Annotated in this window: 17 protein-coding genes; 14 read left to right on the top strand and 3 right to left on the bottom strand. The window is 42.3% G+C overall.

The window, feature by feature from the left end; genetic code table 11:
- Positions 1–68: 68 nt before the first annotated feature.
- From pgsA to DFO73_RS15340, 11 genes are all read left to right on the top strand, one after another.
- On the top strand, positions 69–647 hold the full coding sequence (gene pgsA / locus DFO73_RS15400) for a CDP-diacylglycerol--glycerol-3-phosphate 3-phosphatidyltransferase (protein WP_110065622.1): 579 nt from the start codon (positions 69–71) through the stop codon (positions 645–647).
- A 23-nt stretch (positions 648–670) separates the two neighbouring features.
- Positions 671–1,921: a competence/damage-inducible protein A gene (locus DFO73_RS15395; RefSeq protein ID WP_110065621.1), complete on the top strand. Its 1,251-nt coding sequence runs from the start codon at positions 671–673 to the stop codon at positions 1,919–1,921.
- A 271-nt stretch (positions 1,922–2,192) separates the two neighbouring features.
- Positions 2,193–3,233 (top strand): recombinase RecA, encoded by a 1,041-nt coding sequence (gene recA / locus DFO73_RS15390; RefSeq protein ID WP_110065620.1) that lies wholly within the window; start codon positions 2,193–2,195, stop codon positions 3,231–3,233.
- A gap of 796 nt (positions 3,234–4,029) precedes the next feature.
- Entirely contained in the window at positions 4,030–5,595 is a 1,566-nt protein-coding gene (gene rny, locus DFO73_RS15380; protein WP_375137327.1) for a ribonuclease Y, read from the top strand.
- Between the two features lie 160 nt (positions 5,596–5,755).
- Positions 5,756–6,553 (top strand): TIGR00282 family metallophosphoesterase, encoded by a 798-nt coding sequence (locus DFO73_RS15375; RefSeq protein WP_110065805.1) that lies wholly within the window; start codon positions 5,756–5,758, stop codon positions 6,551–6,553.
- A gap of 705 nt (positions 6,554–7,258) precedes the next feature.
- Entirely contained in the window at positions 7,259–7,519 is a 261-nt protein-coding gene (spoVS, locus tag DFO73_RS15370; RefSeq protein WP_026585459.1) for a stage V sporulation protein SpoVS, read from the top strand.
- Between the two features lie 445 nt (positions 7,520–7,964).
- Positions 7,965–8,888, top strand: coding sequence for a dipeptidase (locus tag DFO73_RS15360; RefSeq protein WP_110065616.1), 924 nt, complete (start codon positions 7,965–7,967; stop codon positions 8,886–8,888).
- Between the two features lie 300 nt (positions 8,889–9,188).
- Entirely contained in the window at positions 9,189–10,925 is a 1,737-nt protein-coding gene (locus DFO73_RS15355) for a 2-oxoacid:acceptor oxidoreductase subunit alpha (protein ID WP_110065615.1), read from the top strand.
- On the top strand, positions 10,926–11,792 hold the full coding sequence (locus tag DFO73_RS15350) for a 2-oxoacid:ferredoxin oxidoreductase subunit beta (protein ID WP_110065614.1): 867 nt from the start codon (positions 10,926–10,928) through the stop codon (positions 11,790–11,792).
- A gap of 320 nt (positions 11,793–12,112) precedes the next feature.
- A complete protein-coding gene (gene miaB, locus DFO73_RS15345) occupies positions 12,113–13,660 on the top strand; it encodes a tRNA (N6-isopentenyl adenosine(37)-C2)-methylthiotransferase MiaB (RefSeq protein WP_181396032.1) in 1,548 nt (515 codons plus the stop codon).
- Position 13,661: 1 nt separating this feature from the next.
- Positions 13,662–14,087, top strand: coding sequence for a RicAFT regulatory complex protein RicA family protein (locus tag DFO73_RS15340; RefSeq protein ID WP_110065612.1), 426 nt, complete (start codon positions 13,662–13,664; stop codon positions 14,085–14,087).
- A 102-nt stretch (positions 14,088–14,189) separates the two neighbouring features.
- On the opposite strand, the gene DFO73_RS15335 is transcribed toward DFO73_RS15340, so the two are convergent.
- From DFO73_RS15335 to DFO73_RS15325, 3 genes are all read right to left on the bottom strand, one after another.
- Complete coding sequence (locus tag DFO73_RS15335; RefSeq protein ID WP_110065611.1) at positions 14,190–14,540, bottom strand: hypothetical protein; 351 nt, start codon at positions 14,538–14,540, stop codon at positions 14,190–14,192.
- Between the two features lie 87 nt (positions 14,541–14,627).
- On the bottom strand, positions 14,628–14,936 hold the full coding sequence (locus tag DFO73_RS15330) for a hypothetical protein (protein ID WP_110065610.1): 309 nt from the start codon (positions 14,934–14,936) through the stop codon (positions 14,628–14,630).
- A gap of 51 nt (positions 14,937–14,987) precedes the next feature.
- The gene (locus tag DFO73_RS15325; protein WP_110065609.1) at positions 14,988–15,362 is read right to left on the bottom strand and encodes a hypothetical protein; all 375 of its coding nucleotides are present in this window, start codon (positions 15,360–15,362) and stop codon (positions 14,988–14,990) included.
- A gap of 345 nt (positions 15,363–15,707) precedes the next feature.
- On the opposite strand from DFO73_RS15325, the gene DFO73_RS15320 reads away from it, so the two are divergent.
- The 3 genes from DFO73_RS15320 (at position 15,708) to DFO73_RS15310 (ending at position 18,527) form a co-directional block, all read left to right on the top strand.
- Positions 15,708–16,256, top strand: coding sequence for an outer spore coat protein CotE (locus tag DFO73_RS15320; protein ID WP_110065608.1), 549 nt, complete (start codon positions 15,708–15,710; stop codon positions 16,254–16,256).
- Between the two features lie 1,071 nt (positions 16,257–17,327).
- Positions 17,328–17,717, top strand: a complete 390-nt coding sequence (locus tag DFO73_RS29380; RefSeq protein ID WP_258309514.1) for a VOC family protein — start codon at positions 17,328–17,330, stop codon at positions 17,715–17,717.
- A gap of 192 nt (positions 17,718–17,909) precedes the next feature.
- Positions 17,910–18,527 carry a PH domain-containing protein gene (locus DFO73_RS15310; protein ID WP_110065606.1) on the top strand — a complete coding sequence of 206 codons (618 nt, stop codon included), beginning with the start codon at positions 17,910–17,912 and terminating at the stop codon, positions 18,525–18,527.
- The last annotated feature ends 56 nt before the right edge of the window (positions 18,528–18,583 follow it).

Genomic DNA, 18,583 nt, shown 5'->3' with positions numbered 1-18,583 from the left:
TTCGCTTTTAATGTAAAAATTAACCTTAAAAGGCCTTTTTGAGAGGCTTATATACACGGAGGTAAGTCATGAATCTGCCAAATAAAATTACTGTTTCACGTATCATGCTGATACCGATTTTTTTACTTGTTATGCTTGTTCCTTTTTCATGGGGAGAAGTAGTCCTTCTTGGAGCCGAACTGCCGGTTACTCATCTTGTCGGAGCGCTTATCTTTATCGTAGCTTCCGTCACCGACTGGGTTGACGGCTATTATGCCCGCAAATACAATCTTGTCACCAATCTGGGGAAATTCCTTGATCCGCTTGCAGATAAACTCCTTGTATCTGCAGCCTTGATTGTACTGGTTGAACTTGGTCTTGCTCCTTCATGGATTGTCATCATCATTATAAGCCGGGAATTTGCCGTGACAGGTTTAAGGCTTGTCCTGGCGGGGGAAGGAGAAGTAGTCGCTGCAAACCAGCTGGGCAAAATCAAAACCTGGGCTCAAATCGTGGCTATTTCTGCATTGCTTTTACATAATATAATCTTTGAAATGGCTTCTATACCGTTTGATGATATTGCCCTATGGGTGGCTATGTTCTTTACAATCTGGTCCGGCTGGGACTATTTCGCAAAAAATAAACAAGCCTTTATCAACTCAAAATAAAAAGGCTTAAAGGGGGCTTTTGAATGAACGCAGAAATTATAGCTGTCGGGTCTGAGCTTTTGCTTGGGCAAATAGTAAATACAAATGCCCGCTTTCTTTCCCGGCAGCTTGCTGAATTGGGCATCAATGTTTTTTATCATACAGTAGTTGGAGATAATCCCGAACGACTGAAGTCAGTAATTAAAATTGCTGAAGAACGTTCAAATCTCGTCATCTTCACAGGTGGCCTTGGTCCGACGAAGGATGATTTAACAAAGGAAACGATTGCCCGCCACCTTGGCAAAGAACTTGTTATGGACGAGCAGGCTCTTGAGTCCATTAAGCTTTATTTTGAACGGACGAACCGGGAAATGACTGAAAACAATAAAAAACAGGCGCTTGTTCTCGAAGATGCCCAGGTTCTACCCAATGAACATGGAATGGCACCGGGAATGATCTCCGATTCGGACAAGCATGTGTATATGCTTTTGCCGGGGCCTCCAAAAGAAATGGAGCCCATGTTCCTGAAGCATGCTTACCCTGCCCTCCAATCCAAGCTCGAAACAGAGGATGTAATCATCTCCCGTGTATTGCGCTTTTTTGGCATTGGAGAAGCGATGCTGGAAACGGAAATTGAGGATGTTATCGATGCACAAAGTAATCCTACCATTGCCCCGCTCGCATCTGATGGGGAAGTTACACTCAGGTTAACAGCCAAACACAGCCAGGCCGATGCTGCCATGATGCTGATCGATGAGGCAGAATCCAAAATAATGGAACGTGTGGGCGAATTCTTCTATGGGTATGATGAAACCTCCCTTATGCATGAACTCAACAAGCTGATCAAGGAAAAAAATATGACCATTTCTGCTGCGGAAAGCTTGACAGGTGGCTTGTTCCAGGAGGAATTTACATCCATTCCGGGTGCCGGTGGCCTTTTGAAGGGCGGAGTTGTCTGTTACACAAATGAAGTGAAGGCCGAAGTTCTTAAAGTACGCAAAGAAACAATTGAAAAAGAAGGGGTTGTCAGTGCCCAATGCGCTGCTGAACTTGCTGAAAATGTTGCAAGCCTGACAAACGCAGACATCGGCATCAGTTTTACTGGAGTAGCAGGCCCTGATGAACTGGAAGGCAAACCTGTCGGAACGATATATATTGGAATTTGGATAAAAGGCAAGCCGGCTCAGACGGAAAAGCTGAATCTGGGTGGTTCAAGAGCGGCCAACAGAGTCCGTACTGTAAAATATGGCTGCCATTTTCTCATAAAAGCTTTAAAAGAAGATCAGAGTGCCTGAGAAGGCGTTCTGATTTTTTAATAGCAAAAAATATAGACAGATTTCTTTGGGAAATTCTATATTTGGCTTTATTTTGAACTCAAAAATTCGATTTTCTCTAAAAGATTTTGCTATTTTCACATGGGAAATGCGCCTTAAAAAAATCGAATGGATGTTCGACTTTTTGCTCGACAAATGGTTTAAAAAGGTTTATAGTAGAGATAGGTTTTGAGATGAGACAAACGAATCTAAGCAAAAGATAGATTCGTCTATATAAAAGGAGGAACTATTAGTGAGTGATCGTCAAGCAGCCCTTGAAATGGCGTTAAAACAAATAGAAAAGCAATTTGGTAAAGGTTCTATCATGAAGCTCGGAGAACAAACTGACCGCAAGGTTTCTACTATTCCAAGTGGATCCCTGGCACTTGATGCAGCTCTTGGGGTAGGCGGCTATCCAAGAGGCCGTATTATTGAAATCTATGGACCTGAAAGTTCAGGTAAAACAACTGTAGCCCTTCATGCTATCGCAGAGGTTCAGGCTGGCGGCGGACAAGCAGCGTTTATCGATGCTGAGCATGCTTTGGACCCTGTTTATGCACAAAAGCTTGGTGTAAATATTGATGAGCTTCTTCTTTCCCAGCCGGATACAGGCGAGCAGGCTCTTGAAATTGCAGAAGCGCTTGTACGAAGCGGCGCTATTGATATTCTTGTAATTGACTCTGTTGCAGCCCTTGTGCCCAAGGCTGAAATTGAAGGGGAAATGGGCGACTCCCACGTAGGTTTGCAGGCTCGTTTAATGTCCCAGGCGCTTCGCAAACTATCAGGTGCCATCAACAAGTCTAAAACAATTGCGATTTTCATTAACCAGATCCGTGAAAAAGTAGGAGTTATGTTTGGAAACCCTGAAACGACTCCTGGTGGACGCGCATTGAAATTCTATTCTACTATCCGCCTTGAAGTGCGCCGTGCTGAAACACTAAAGCAAGGCAATGAAATGGTTGGAAACAAGACGAAAATTAAAGTGGTCAAAAACAAAGTTGCTCCTCCATTCCGTGTAGCTGAAGTGGATATTATGTATGGAGAAGGAATTTCCAAGGAAGGCGAGACCATTGACCTCGGTTCAGAACTGGATATTGTCCAAAAGAGCGGTTCATGGTATTCATACAATGAAGAGCGTTTAGGCCAGGGCCGTGAAAATGCCAAGGTATTCCTGAAGGAAAATCCGGATATCCGCCTGACTATTCAGAAGCAAATCCGTGAGCACTATGGCCTGGATGAGGAAAAAGTGATCAGCGGCGACGAAGGACAAGAAGAATTCGAGCTAATCGATTAATACAGCAAAACCAAAAGCGGACGGCCTTGATCAGCCCCGACAGGCATAAGGCGAATCACGCAGGAAATCATGGTTTCTGAAATGATTTGGCTTATGACCCTAGGGGCTAGGCGCTGGAGCTAGATGCAGACAACTCGTCCACAAAGCTATCTACATCGTTATATTTGATAATGATTATTAAGAGGAAAGCAAAGCCAACCAAAGGACGGCTTTGCTTTTTTTATAAGTTTGTTAAGGCTCATTGTTGCTTTTGCACTCTGCGGATTTGAGCGGAAGGCAAGAAACTTCAGCGTGAGAGCGGGTCAAGGGGAGACCCCGCAGGCGTGCTTGCGCCTAGGAGTCTCCCGGACCGCCCGCGGTTTGCTGAGCTTCTTGAGAGGGAATCAGCAGGCAAAGTCAACAAAGCATTTTTATAAACAAAATTCCTGCAAAGATGAAGAGTTCAAACCAGTCGAAATATTAAGAAAAGCCCTTGGGACAACCCCTTGACAATAAAATTCCACAGCTTTACAATTAAACATGTATATTTTACATTTTATATGTAAGGAATTATTTTTTTGAGTTAGGCATATGTCTGGCTCCAGGCTCCATCGGCTTAAGTTCATAAGCTAATCGCTCTTGTAGGCCATGCGTTTATGGGAGTGGAAAATTTATGCTTGCCGCCGATAGGGAAGCCCAATGCTTTATTAAGATTGAAACGTTTAAAAGCCTTAGTGCTGTATATTGAATTGGACAATGTACATGCCGACACTTTAAAAAACGTAACACAAACAAGTTCATAGCAAGAGGAGGTGAAATGATGGATCTTTTAACAGCAATCATCTCCATTTTGCTTGGCCTAATCGTCGGTGCTTTTGTTGGCTATTTTGTTCGCAAATCCATTGCTGAAGCTAAAATCGCAGGAGCTAAAGATGCTGCTGAGCAGATTTTAGAAGACGCAAAGCGGGAGGCAGAGGCTTCTAAGAAAGAGGCTCTGCTTGAAGCGAAGGATGAAATTCACAAGCTTCGCACAGATGCGGAAAGTGAAATTCGTGATCGAAGAAATGAACTGCAAAAACAAGAAAATCGTTTAATGCAAAAAGAAGAGAACCTTGATCGCAAAGATGAAACGTTAGATAAACGTGAAGCACTTTTAGAAAAGAGGGACGATTCTCTTAGCAAAAGACAACAGCATATTGAAGAGATGGAAAGCAAAGTGGACGAGATGGTTAAAGAACAACAAGCTGAGCTGGAACGCATCTCAGGCTTAACTCGTGAAGAGGCAAAGTCCATCATTTTAGAGCGCACGGAGCAGGAAGTGGCTCACGATGTCGCCATTATGGTAAAAGAGAGCGAGATTAGAGCAAAAGAGGACGCAGATAAGAAAGCGAAAGAAATCTTGTCACTGGCTATCCAAAGATGCGCAGCTGACCATGTTGCAGAAACAACGGTTTCAGTTGTCAACCTGCCAAATGATGAGATGAAAGGACGCATTATTGGCCGTGAGGGCCGTAATATCCGGACTCTCGAAACTCTGACTGGAATTGATCTCATTATCGATGATACACCGGAAGCAGTTATTTTATCCGGTTTTGATCCGATTCGCCGTGAGACAGCACGCTTAGCTTTAGACAAACTGGTTCAGGACGGACGCATCCATCCGGCACGGATTGAGGAAATGGTTGATAAAGCCCGCCGTGAAGTGGATGAGCACATCCGTGAAATTGGTGAACAAACAACTTTTGAAGTTGGCGTTCACGGTCTCCATCCAGATTTGATCAAAATTCTTGGCCGTTTGAAATTCCGTACAAGCTATGGCCAGAATGTGTTAAAGCATTCAATGGAAGTGGCACAGCTTTCAGGTTTGCTGGCTGCGGAATTGGGACAGGACGAAACATTGGCTCGCCGTGCAGGCTTGCTTCATGATATCGGTAAGGCGATTGACCATGAAGTAGAAGGAAGCCATGTTGAAATCGGTGTGGAACTTGCTACCAAGTACAAGGAGCATCCTGTTGTCATCAACAGTATCGCTTCCCACCATGGCGACACAGAGCCGACATCGATCATTGCGGTACTTGTCGCTGCAGCTGATGCTTTATCAGCAGCAAGACCAGGAGCAAGAAGAGAGACACTTGAAAACTATATTCGCCGTCTTGAAAAGCTTGAAGAGATTTCCGAATCTTACGAGGGCGTTGAAAAATCATTTGCCATCCAAGCTGGACGCGAAATTCGCATTATGGTTAAACCCGAACAAATTGATGACCTTGAAGCGCATCGTTTGGCTAGGGATATCCGTAAGAAGATTGAAGAAGAGCTTGATTATCCAGGTCATATTAAAGTCACGGTTATCCGTGAAACAAGGGCCGTTGAATATGCAAAATAAAGCGATGCACATGCATCGCTTTATTTCTTTTTATGGGGCTGTAGTGCATAATGCGGGAGTAATCTGTGTTACACTTATAAGAAAGCGAAATAAGAGCATGCAAATGGCAGGCCTATCATACATAAATTATTATAGTCGGAAAAGCAGAAAGGGAAATGATATGAATATTTTGTTTGTCGGAGATGTAGTAGGCTCCCAGGGGCGCGATATGATACGTGAATATGTCCCTAAACTTAAAGAGAAATACCGTCCGCAAATCACCATTATTAACGGGGAAAACGCCGCAGGCGGAAAAGGGATCACCGAAAAAATTTATCGCGGTTTTTTGGAGGCAGGCGCACAAGCTGTCACACTCGGAAATCACACATGGGATAACAAGGAGATCTTCGAATTTATTGACCGAGCCAAATATATGGTGCGACCGGCCAATTTTCCTGCTAATAACCCTGGAAAGGGCATGGTATTCTTAAAATTTAACGCAGAAGAAGTGGCGGTCATCAGTTTGCAGGGCAGAACGTTTATGAATACAAGTGATTGCCCGTTCCAGAAAGCAGATGATTTAATTAAAGAAGCCCGGGAAAGAACTCCATATATATTTGTTGATTTCCATGCGGAAGCAACCAGTGAAAAGCAGGCAATGGGCTGGTACTTGGACGGAAAAGTGTCTGCCGTGATTGGAACGCACACACATGTACAGACAGCAGATAACCGTATTTTGCCTGGCGGGACAGCCTTTATGTCTGATGTAGGCATGACAGGACCATATGATGGCATTCTGGGTGTTGAAAAAGAGGCTGTGATCAAAAGATTTTTAACCGGACTGCCGGTCCGCTTTGAAGTTCCTAAAGAAGGCAGGACACAACTAAGCGCAGCTATCATTGAACTGAACCCAAAAACAGGATTGGCCAAAAAAATCAACCGAATTTTAATCAATGATGACCATCCTTTTTATTCTTAAAAAATAACTGCATTCGGATTCCTTCCGGGTGCAGTTTTTATATTGACTTCCTGAAAGGCGGTCAGAATGGGAAGTGGTGCAAAAAAGTGCAAAAGTGGTTCATGCAAACTAAAAGTTGAACGTAAAATGCTGAAGTGGTTCATAAATTTAAAAAGTGAACGAATGCGGGTAAAAGTAATGTAAAAATCATGGAAGGCAGATTCAAAAGACTGTTAAAGACCCGCGATACAAGGCTAATATCCTGAAAGGGCAAAAAAGATTAAAAAAACAGCTTGAAAATTTGATTTCTTGATTTTCTAGGATTAAAGCTTATATGGGCTGCAAGTAGGTTTATTCAGCATGAACTTGCCGGATTTAGAGTTTACCTAGCATGTTCCAGGAATTATTTAAACCTTTTTTTCATTATATTGAACATCTGCACTTTTTCGCCGATAAATCACCGCTGAAATCCCACCCCAAATAAATAAAATAAGGCTGAATGTTTGCTTTTTTTGTCCAAGCCGGAATATGTGTTTTCAATACTGAATATAGTAGCAATGGAATGATATATATACCTGATGCTAAATTCCATCAAAGCAATCGTGTGTAAGCCCGAATAGAAAGATTAAAGGGCGAGCCCTTAAGGTAAGGCTTTTAGCCTAATTGATGGGCAGCCAGCGCTTTGAACAGGGCATGCAGGAGGGGTAAAACGAGGAGGAGCTAGGAATGGAAATATTAAAAGTTTCAGCAAAATCTAATCCTAATTCTGTAGCTGGTGCGCTTGCTGGGGTTCTTCGCGAAAGAGGAAGTGCAGAAATCCAGGCAATTGGTGCGGGTGCATTGAACCAGGCTGTTAAGGCAGTAGCGATCGCAAGAGGATTCGTAGCGCCTAGCGGAGTGGATTTAATTTGTATCCCGGCATTCACGGATATTCTGATTGACGGTGAAGAGCGGACAGCAATCAAACTGATTGTGGAGCCACGGTAGCCAAAAGGCTGTAAAATTAGGAGCCATCCATTGTCATATGCATAAGATCACATTGTATAAATTCAGGCAAATACAATAAAACCTGTTTGCAGCATAGGCAAACAGGTTCTTTTTTTAATCGGCTGTTTTCGCAAAGTATGTTGCTTACAAACTAGTTTTAATTACTGAGTTGATTGGAGTGGAAGGCACTTGATCCTCGAAAATGCATCCGCATTTTCTTCGTGCGGTGTTTAGTCAAGGATGATTATTCAATGTCCTGCGGGAAGAGAGGGAGCGGGAGACCCCGCAGGCGTGAAACGCCGAGGAGGCTCCCGTTCCCCGCGGAAAGCAAGTGACTGGAGCGGAAATCAACGGGCAAGCTTTATAGTTCAAAAACAACAATATATACGAAAAGAGCCTTTTAATAAGATAAGGCTTTTGAGAAAAAAGGAAAGGAAGACAGATAATGAAAATTTTTGATGCGCATTGTGATGTCCTTTATAAAATGTTTATGGATAGGGAGATAGATTTTAAGGATTCAGGCAAGCTGCAGGTAAATCTTGAAGGGCTGCAGGGTTCGCAGCTAAAGGTTCAGTGCTTTGCCATATATGTTCCGGAGTCTGTCCATCCTGAAATGAAATTCAACGCTGCTTTGTATATGGTCGATTTATTTTACGAAAAAGTGCTTAAAGCTTATCCGCAAGTAAAGCTTATTTCCAGCCGCCAGGATATTGACCGGTTAAAGGATGATGAGATAGGAGCTATACTGACATTGGAGGGGTGTGACGCGGTCGGGTGTGATCTTCTTAAGTTGAAAACTCTTCTCAGGCTGGGCGTTTCATCAGTGGGCTTGACTTGGAATTACGGAAACTGTGCAGCGGACGGCGTTTTGGAGGAAAGGGGAGCCGGATTGTCCTCTTTTGGCAAGCAAGTGGTATCTGTATTAAATGCTGCTGAAGCTTGGTGTGATGTATCGCATCTTTCTGAGCGGGGATTCTGGGATGTGATGGAATGGGGAGATTTTCCTTTTGCATCCCATTCGAACTGCTATTCGCTTTGTCCGCATCCCCGAAATTTAAGTAATGAGCAAATTGAAGCGCTGATTGAAAGAGATAGTGTCATGGGGATCACATTTGTGACCGAATTTTTATCAGGCAAACAAACTGCAACGATTACAGATATATTAAGGCACCTTGAACAAGTGTGTTCACTTGGGGGAGAGGACCACGTTGGCTTCGGTTCTGATTTTGACGGTACAGATGGGCGGGTGCTAGGGTTGGAGAATGCAAGAAAATACGATTGCCTGATGAACGAACTCATAAAATACTATACTGATATACAGGCTGAAAAGTTTTTATTTCGGAATTTTTATAACAGGTTTCCAAGGTGATAATATTAAAAAAACAGTATTACAAGGGTTTGCAGATGCCAGTCCAGCCTGAAAAAAATCAATCTATTTATCATTTTTCAAAAAATAAAAAAATATTCATCTTTTAGCCAATAAATATTCAGAAAGGGTTGCTTTTTTAGACACATAGGTCTAGAATTGAAAGCGTTTAGTACCCATTCATCTTCCAAAAAATAGCCGAAACATAAGGGTTAAACCATCAGGAGGACTGGACAAGTACTACACTTATATTAATGAAACGTTTTTACATAATTTCTTAACGTAACTAAAGGGGTGTAAGACATGATCAATCAACTTTCATGGAAAGTTGGAGGACAGCAAGGGGAAGGTATTGAGAGTACCGGGGAAATTTTCTCCATTGCATTAAATCGTTTAGGCTACTACCTGTACGGTTACCGCCACTTTTCATCACGTATTAAGGGCGGGCACACGAATAATAAGATTCGCGTTAGCACGTCACAAATTCGCTCAATTTCGGACGATTTAGATATTCTGGTAGCTTTTGACCAGGAAACAATTGATTTAAATTACAAAGAACTTCATGATAAAGGGATCATGATTGCAGATGCAAAGTTTGACCCTAAACAGCCGGAAGACACGAAAGCAGCTTTGTATGCGGTTCCATTTACAGAGATTGCAACAGAGCTAGGAACATCCCTGATGAAAAACATGGTTGCCGTTGGTGCAACATGTGCAGTGCTAAACTTAGATATTAAAGTATTTGAAGAAGTTGTTCAAGAGATTTTTGGACGCAAGGGACAGCAGGTTGTGGACAAGAATATGGAAGCAATTCAGGCTGGCTTTGACTTTATGAAAGAAAAGCTTAGTGATGATACTGAATTAATGGAGCTTGAAAAAGCGGATGGCATGAAGCGCTTATTCATGATCGGAAACGATGCGATCGCTCTAGGCGCGCTTGCAGCAGGATGCCGCTTCATGGCAGCTTACCCAATCACACCTGCATCCGAAATCATGGAATATTTGATTAAGAAGCTTCCAGCACTTGGCGGATCTGTTATCCAGACAGAAGACGAAATCGCTGCAGCTACTATGGCAATCGGTGCCAACTATGCGGGAGTTCGTGCTCTTACAGCATCTGCGGGTCCCGGTCTATCTCTAAAAATGGAAGCAATCGGCCTTTCAGGCATTACCGAAACTCCGCTTGTCATTGTTGATACTCAGCGTGGAGGCCCTTCAACAGGACTTCCAACTAAACAGGAACAATCTGACTTAATGGCAATGATTTATGGTACTCATGGTGAGATTCCAAAAATCGTTCTTGCGCCAAGTACTGTTCAGGAAGCATTCTATGATACTGCTGAAGCATTCAACCTTGCTGAAGAATATCAGTGCCCTGTAATTGTTCTTTCCGACTTGCAGCTTTCTTTAGGAAAGCAAACAGTGGAGCCGCTTGATTTCAGCAAAGTGGAAATCCGCCGCGGGAAGCTTGCAACAGAAGAGCTTCCTGAAATTGAAAACAAAGGCTACTTCAAGCGCTTTGAAGTTACAGAAGATGGAGTTTCTCCTCGTGTAATCCCTGGCATGAAGAACGGTATCCACCATGTTACCGGTGTTGAGCACGATGAGACTGGAAAACCTTCAGAATCAGCTGCTAACCGTAATGCGCAAATGGATAAGCGTTTCCGTAAAATTGAAAACATCAAATTCGATACACCCGTTCACAAGAATGCTCCTCACGAAGAAGCAGACTTGTTAATCGTAGGATTCAACTCAACTCGCGGCGCTATTGAAGAAGCAATGGGCCGATTGGAAAAAGATGGCGTTAAAGTTAACCATGCGCAAGTTCGCTTAATTCATCCTTTCCCTGCAGATGAGTTATTGCCGCTTGTGAAATCTGCTAAGAAAATCGCTGTAGTCGAAAATAATGCTACAGGGCAATTAGCAAATATCATGAAGATGAACGTCGGACATGCTGAGAAAGTTCACAAGCTATTAAAATACGACGGAAATCCATTCTTGCCACATGAAATTCACACAAAATGCAAGGAGTTGTTCTAAATGGCCACATTTAAAGATTTTAGAAATAATGTAAAACCAAACTGGTGCCCAGGCTGTGGGGACTTCTCCGTGCAGGCGGCGATTCAGCGTGCGGCTGCGAATGTTGGTTTAGAGCCTGAAAACTTAGCGGTTGTTTCAGGTATCGGATGTTCCGGACGTATTTCCGGCTATATCAATTCATACGGCTTCCACGGCATCCATGGACGTTCATTGCCAATCGCCCAGGGTGTTAAAATGGCTAACCGCGATCTAACTGTTATCGCTTCCGGCGGTGACGGGGATGGATTCGCAATCGGTATGGGCCATACGATCCATGCGATCCGCCGGAATGTAAATATTACTTATATCGTTATGGATAACCAGATCTATGGTTTAACAAAAGGACAAACTTCACCGCGTTCTGCAGCTGGTTTCAAAACGAAGTCAACACCTCATGGTTCCATTGAGCAGGCTATTTCTCCAATGGAAATGGCGCTAACAGCAGGTGCGACTTTCGTTGCGCAAAGCTTCTCAACAGACTTAAAAGATTTGACTGCATTAATTGAAGCAGGAATTCAGCATGATGGATTCTCTTTAATCAACGTATTCAGCCCATGTGTTACTTATAACAAAGTAAACACTTATGACTGGTTCAAAGAGAATCTTACTAAATTAAGCGACATCGAAGGCTATGACAATTCCAACCGTGAATTGGCTATGCAGACGCTTATGAAGCACGACGGCCTAGTAACAGGCTTAATCTATCAGAATACTGAGCGTAAATCTTACCAGGAATTGCTTTCAGGATACTCTGAAACTCCTTTATCAAAAGCTGATCTTAAGCTTGACCAGGATCACTTTGATAAACTAGCAGCTGAATTTATGTAATCATAAGATGAAGTCCGGGTTCCCGGGCTTCTTTTTTGTATCTCAATTTTTTAGTAAATGTGACGATTATCACGCAAAAAAAACCAAAATTAGTCTACTATTAGTATTTGTGCAGGATTAAAAGTATCTCTGATTGTACATAGATGTAATAGCTGCCTGATGAGAGGCAGGATACGGTTTTCTATTGTTTTAACGGGGCGAAACCCTTATACTATAATAATGTGCATATGTTTAAATTTCATTGCTGCACATTCCATTATTATGGCTGAAAATTGAGTTAAAATGATAGATGCTTACTCAAAGAAAGAGAAAGGGGATAAATGATGAACGAAAAACAACGTTTAGAAGGTCAGCAAGTGCAAACTGCAAATCCTTCGGACAAAAAATCCGAGAAGGATTACAGCAAGTACTTTGAAACAGTTTATACTCCTCCTTCCTTAAAGGAAGCGAAAAAACGCGGAAAAGAAGAAGTTAAATACCATAAAGATTTTGACATTCCGGAAGAATTTCTTGGAATGGGAAAAGGCCGCAGGTTCTATATCCGCACGTACGGCTGCCAAATGAATGAACATGATACAGAAGTTATGGCTGGGATTTTCCTTGGCCTTGGCTATGAACCGACAGATACAGTGGAAGACGCCAACATAATCTTGCTTAACACTTGTGCTATTCGTGAAAATGCCGAGAATAAAGTGTTCGGCGAGCTTGGACATCTTAAGCATTTGAAAAAAGAAAACCCGGATGTCCTGATAGGTGTTTGCGGATGTATGTCCCAGGAAGAATCCGTTGTAAACAAAATTCTTAAAACCTATAATCAGGTTGACATGATTTTCGGAACTCACAATATCCACCGACTGCCGAACATTCTTCAAGAAGCCTATATGTCCAAAGAGATGGTTATTGAAGTATGGTCTAAAGAGGGGGATGTTATTGAGAACCTTCCGAAAGTACGCCGCGACAATATTAAAGCATGGGTAAACATTATGTACGGCTGCGATAAATTCTGTACGTACTGCATCGTCCCTTATACTCGCGGTAAAGAGCGCAGCCGCCGCCCTGAGGATATTATTCAGGAAGTGCGCCAATTGGCCGCGCAGGGCTACCAGGAAATTACCCTTCTTGGCCAAAACGTAAACGCGTACGGCAAAGATTTTGAGGATATGAAATACGGTCTTGGCGATTTAATGGATGAAATCCGTAAAATCGACATTCCGCGCATCCGCTTTACAACAAGCCACCCTCGTGACTTTGATGATCATCTGATTGAAGTGCTCGCAAAAGGCGGCAATCTTGTCGAGCATATTCATCTGCCTGTACAGTCAGGTTCAACAGATGTATTGAAAATCATGGCACGCAAATATACAAGAGAACAATATTTAGAGCTTGTTCGTAAAATAAAAGCAGCTATTCCTGAAGCGACTTTTACAACCGATATCATTGTCGGCTATCCAAATGAAACAGAAGAGCAGTTTGAAGAAACACTGTCCCTGTATCGTGAGGTAGGTTTTGAATCTGCATATACGTTCATTTACTCACCGCGTGAGGGCACACCAGCTGCCAAAATGGTGGATAATGTGCCAATGGAAGTGAAAAAAGAGCGCCTGCAGCGCCTGAATGCTCTCGTTAATGAACTTTCTGCTGAAGCGATGAAAAAATATCAGGATCAGGTTGTTGAAGTTCTTGTTGAAGGGGAAAGCAAAAACAATCCCGATATTCTTGCAGGCTATACAAGAAAGAACAAACTGGTTAACTTTAAAGGGCCAAAAACAGCCATTGGCAAGCTTGTTAAAGTAAAAGTAACAGATGCGAAGACATGGTCCCTAAACGGAGAAATGATTGAAGAACTAGACGCGGTTGAGGTGAAGTAATATGGCAAAGTACACAAAAGATGAGATCGTAGAACGTGCACAAGAATTGGCACGCATGATCGCTGAAACAGAAGAAGTAGAATTTTTCAAGCGTGCAGAAGCGCAGATTAATGGAAACGAAAAGGTTAGTGCAACAATTACAACCATTAAAGGCTTGCAAAAGCAGGCAGTAAATCTTCAGCATTATGGTAAAGCAGAAGCGTTAAAGAAAACCGAAGATAAAATTTCTGCTCTTGAAAAAGAACTTGATGAAATTCCGGTAGTCCAGGAGTTCAAGCAGTCCCAGGTTGATGTAAATGAATTGCTTCAAATTGTGGCAAATGCAATTTCGAACACTGTAACAGACGAAGTCATTACATCTACAGGCGGAAATCTGTTAAGCGGGGAAACAGGCTCAAAAATTAAAAACAGCAGCTGCTCCCACTAATAAAAGTAACCGAAACACCCTGCACCAATGAAGTGCAGGGTGTTTTATTACGTTCTATATTTAAGGGAGGAAAATCGTTTTGGCCATGGGTTGTGGGGCCGTTTATTGGTTTCTCAGTAATTCTACTGCTTTTAAGAACTCTTTGCGGTATTCCTGCTGCTCTACTAAGGCAGCATTTAATGTTGATAAAAGAGATTGATTTAGCATTTTGGTTCCTGTATCGTCTGATTCTTTGTCCAAAAAGTTCAGGAGAAAGGTGTATACGAGAAGCAGTGTTGAGTAGTTATCTACATACGTAAGGTTAATAGCCCGCCCTCCCGTACCGCCTGCAGCATGGTTATTGATTGACGGTATTCCAGCTTCGGCAGCCATATCAATGAGCTCCTTTGGAATACCCAGCTGCTTGAGTACTTCCGGATCTAATTCCAGCTTTTTCGTGGTGTTATTTAGCATGGTACTCCCTCCCTTCTTTTTGGACAATTTTTTTGTATCTGCATAAATATATAGTAATCTCTTTTTTATAACAGCCGCATAGCGATGTTACGCTTTGTTGCTTTGCTGCTGAGTTGTGGAGTTAACAGCGATAGCTTTTGAGTCGCCGCCATTTGCAATGTTGAATTGTGCTGAAAGAATTGGAATGTTAATCAAAGCAGCATTGATGGCAAACCCGCCAACAGAGATTGGTACTTGGGTGTTTACGTTAGTTTGCGGAGCATTAGTTTGTACAGCAAAAGTAAAAGCTTCAGCTTCATCACCGCTGCTGGCTCCATTTACAATGCAGTCTTTTCCCGTTGGCAATACACTTTTTTTACTGTTTTCCTTGTCGTCAAAGCATCTTCCTGATAGCATGGATATTCACCTCCTCCAAATTGTTGATGGTGCCAATTTCATCCCTCTGGACTATGAATCTTTTTTCGTGAGTTTGGTAAGATCCAAATCTAATAGTGTTTCTCCATTAACGGATAACTTAACCTGTTTATAATCCTCTGATGTTTCTACAACAGGCAGCAGATTTTTTAGTGCAGGAATCATACTGTTGATCCCGGAGGAATTTTTTGTGAAGAGCCCTTCCAAGTTTTTCAATGGTTTAAGAGAGTCTATAATACTTGCTTTTAACTCATCTGACTGGAATTTCTCCAGCCCTTTGGAATAAAAACCGCCCAATGAGTCTGATAATTTGGCAACCATTTTTTCTGCATATTCCTTCGCTTCTTCTCCTGTCAGCTCTTTTCCATTGATTGAAACCTGATAACTGGAGTTCTCCTTGTCTGCCATTCCTGTTCACCTCCTTCTCGTTAGTATATTATATTGATTCATGAGCCAAGCTGTATCCGCGTATGCAGTAGGACAAACGTGCATTTTTTATATATATACCTATTAGAGAACAGCAGCCCAAATACAGGGGGGCATTTGCCCCATTTACTAAAGAGAACCCAGAAATCCAGCACTCCAGCGATTAATTCCTCTGATTCAAAATGCTGAAACCGGAACATTCGCCCGGTCCCGGCATACTATAAATCATGCCAATACTTTTGCCTAACATTCATCAAAAATTATCGCACACTAGTCTAATATCCCGCATAGGATGAATTGAAAATGAATGAGGAGGGTTCGCTCGCAATGGGAGACTACAGAGAGATTATAACGAAGGCAGTCGTTGCGAAAGGACGTAAATTTACACAGTCCAATCACACGATTTGCCCATCACACCATCCGTCAAGCATACTTGGCTGCTGGATCATAAACCATACGTACGAGGCGAAAAAGGTTGGAAAAACAGTAGAAATCTGCGGCCGTTATGACATTAACGTTTGGTACTCTTTCAACAATAATACAAAAACTGAAGTTGTTACCGAACGGGTTGAGTATACAGATGTCATTAAGTTAAAATACCGTGATCCGGACTGTTTGGATGACCATGACGTCATCGCCCGCGTACTGCAGCAGCCGAATTGCTGTGAAGCAGTCATTTCCCCGAACGGAAACAAAATTATCGTCACTGTTGAAAGAGAGTTCATGGTCGAAGTGATCGGCGAAACAAAGGTTTGTGTAGCCGTTCATCCAGACAAATGTGACTGTGACGATGACGAAGTTTGGGGCCTTGATGTAGATGATGAAGAATTCGAGGATTTAAATCCAGATTTCTTAGTAGGAACAGAAGAAGAATAAACGTTAACTAGGAGGTTTTGCTTCCTAGTTTTTCTTTTTGGATGGCTCCGTTAAATTTGGTGTTGATTCCGCTGCAGGCTCAGCGAACCTTAGGCTGCCGGGAGCCTCTCAGCCGTTATACGCCTGCGGGGTCTCACTTGGTGTACTTTTCCCGGAGGACTTTGTTCAAGCATTCTCGAATAAACACCGCACGTAGAAAATGCAAATGTATTTTCGTGGCCGAGCGCCTTCAGCTCCAATCAACACAGTGTTAAATCAACATTAGCTTTTACATAGCCTTTTGTAAAAAAGGTTTTGCATCAGTCCATTTTCAAGCAAAATGCCGATGTGTTCTTCCGTCTTTAGGCTGAATTCAGCTCCTAATTCTTTTCTTAAAATGAAGATATAAATCCATGAAGGGAAGAAGGAAAGATGAAGATATATCAGCTGAATTTAAAATGCCATGATTTAGATAGTATGAAAGTTTTTTATACAAAAGTCTTGGAGATGGAGTTAATGGCTGAATCAGAACATTATTTTACGATAATGGCTGGCACAACTAAAATCCTTTTTGAAAAAGATGGAACAATTCCTTTTTATCATGTGTGTTTTCGAACAAATGCTGATTACTACGATCATATGTATCAAAAATTGGGCCGGGAAAGTGTGCTGATTTCAAATGAGAAAGGCGAATACAGTATGTTTTGGGAAGGCAAGCAGGCTTATTTTGTGGATCCGGATGGAAATATAATCGAAATGCTGGAACGGCCGTTTAATGGAGAAGAAGAAGAAGGGCTCGGCTGGCATGATGTCGGTGAAATTGGATTGCCTGTCCTTACTATTACAGATATGGAGCAGGAATTAAATAAAATTTTACGAAACGAACAAATCGATTCCAGTGAGACGTTCGCTTTTTATGGGGACACCCAGGGAGTTTTTGTCCTGGTGAAGGAAGGCCGCCATTGGTACCCAACTGAAAGGCCGGCAATTTGTTCTCCTATAAAAATAGTTGTTTCAGGTGATAGAGATGCAACGTTTAAGCACAAAGATTATCCATATGAAATCATCGTCAGAAAGGAATGGACAGGAAGTGTGCCAGCGGTTCAGTTTCGCATAGCCCGGCCGACAAACCAGCTGGAAAAGCTCATTGACTTTTATGAAACGGGAGTGGGGCTCGAGCGAATCGGAGAGTTTTGGCAGCATGAAGGCTATGATGGAATCATGCTGGGCCTGCCTGACAGTCAATATCATATTGAATTCACACAATCGGAAGAAATAATGGAGCTCCCGCGTCCAACAAAAGAGCATCTCTTCGTCTTTTATGTTGCCAACCGGTTTGAACGGGATAAGATTGTTAACAGGCTTGCCTGCATGAGTTATCGAGAGGTGGAACCGGAAAACCCATACTGGGGAAGGGGAGGAGTAACGATTGAGGATCCGGATGGCTGGCGGATTGTTTTGATGAATACGGCAGGGATATAATGCCTTCGTTTTTTGAAGGCATTTCTTTTTGTACTTGGCTGCGTTAAAGCTCATGGTCGCTTTTAGCACCCTGTAGCGGAAATCAACAGGCAAGTTTATCAGAGCCTTTTACTTAAAAAACATAAACTATCTTTTTCCTAAATATGTTAAAATAGGACAGGTGGAAAATGAAAATTGAAAGGTTGAGAGTTTATGTTTAAAAGAGTTGCCTCTGATGTATTAGGGCTTAGCGATGTAGGAAGCGTAATCCAGCCGGCAGATTATGATAAAGTCGATGCGGATGACTATGTGCTCCATGAAGATAATGAAAAGATCTATTTCCTGATTAAATCCAAAACAGATGAATATTGCTTTACGAACAAGGCGCTTATTCATTTGGATGGAACAAGTGCAGTCAGCAAAAAAAGAACACTTAAGCGCTACAGCTATAGAGAATATAGTATTTCCAACGTGATGCTCGAAACAGCAGGAACGGTCGATTTGGATATTGAAATCAAATTTGTCTTCGGATCTGAGGTGTTTTCAATCGATGTACATAAAAAGCATATTGAAGAATTGAAAGATTTATATAAAGCATTAATCCGCATCTCCGAAATTTGCCGTGAAAATGAAGTTTCAATGGAGTATGCTGAAAAAAGTTTGAATTTGGCTGCCAGCACATTGGGCCGCTCAACCTCGAATCATGATTCAAACGTTGTGGACAATTTCCGTGTATTAAACGAAACAGCTTTCAACTGGCTGATGAACAGCCGCAAGAAGTACAATGTAAAAGATTTTGGGTATGTGTTTGAGAAGTATATTAATAACTAAGCAGCAGGGCGGCTCTCCGAATGGGGAGCTGTTTTTCTTTGCTCCCCAGATTTTGC

It is taken from the genome of Cytobacillus oceanisediminis (genome assembly GCF_003182355.1).
In the GTDB taxonomy this organism is placed as follows: Bacteria; Bacillota; Bacilli; order Bacillales; family Cytobacillaceae; genus Cytobacillus; species Cytobacillus oceanisediminis_A.
Note: the sequence above shows the minus strand (reverse complement) of the source record. Positions and strands in the feature narration are given on the sequence as shown.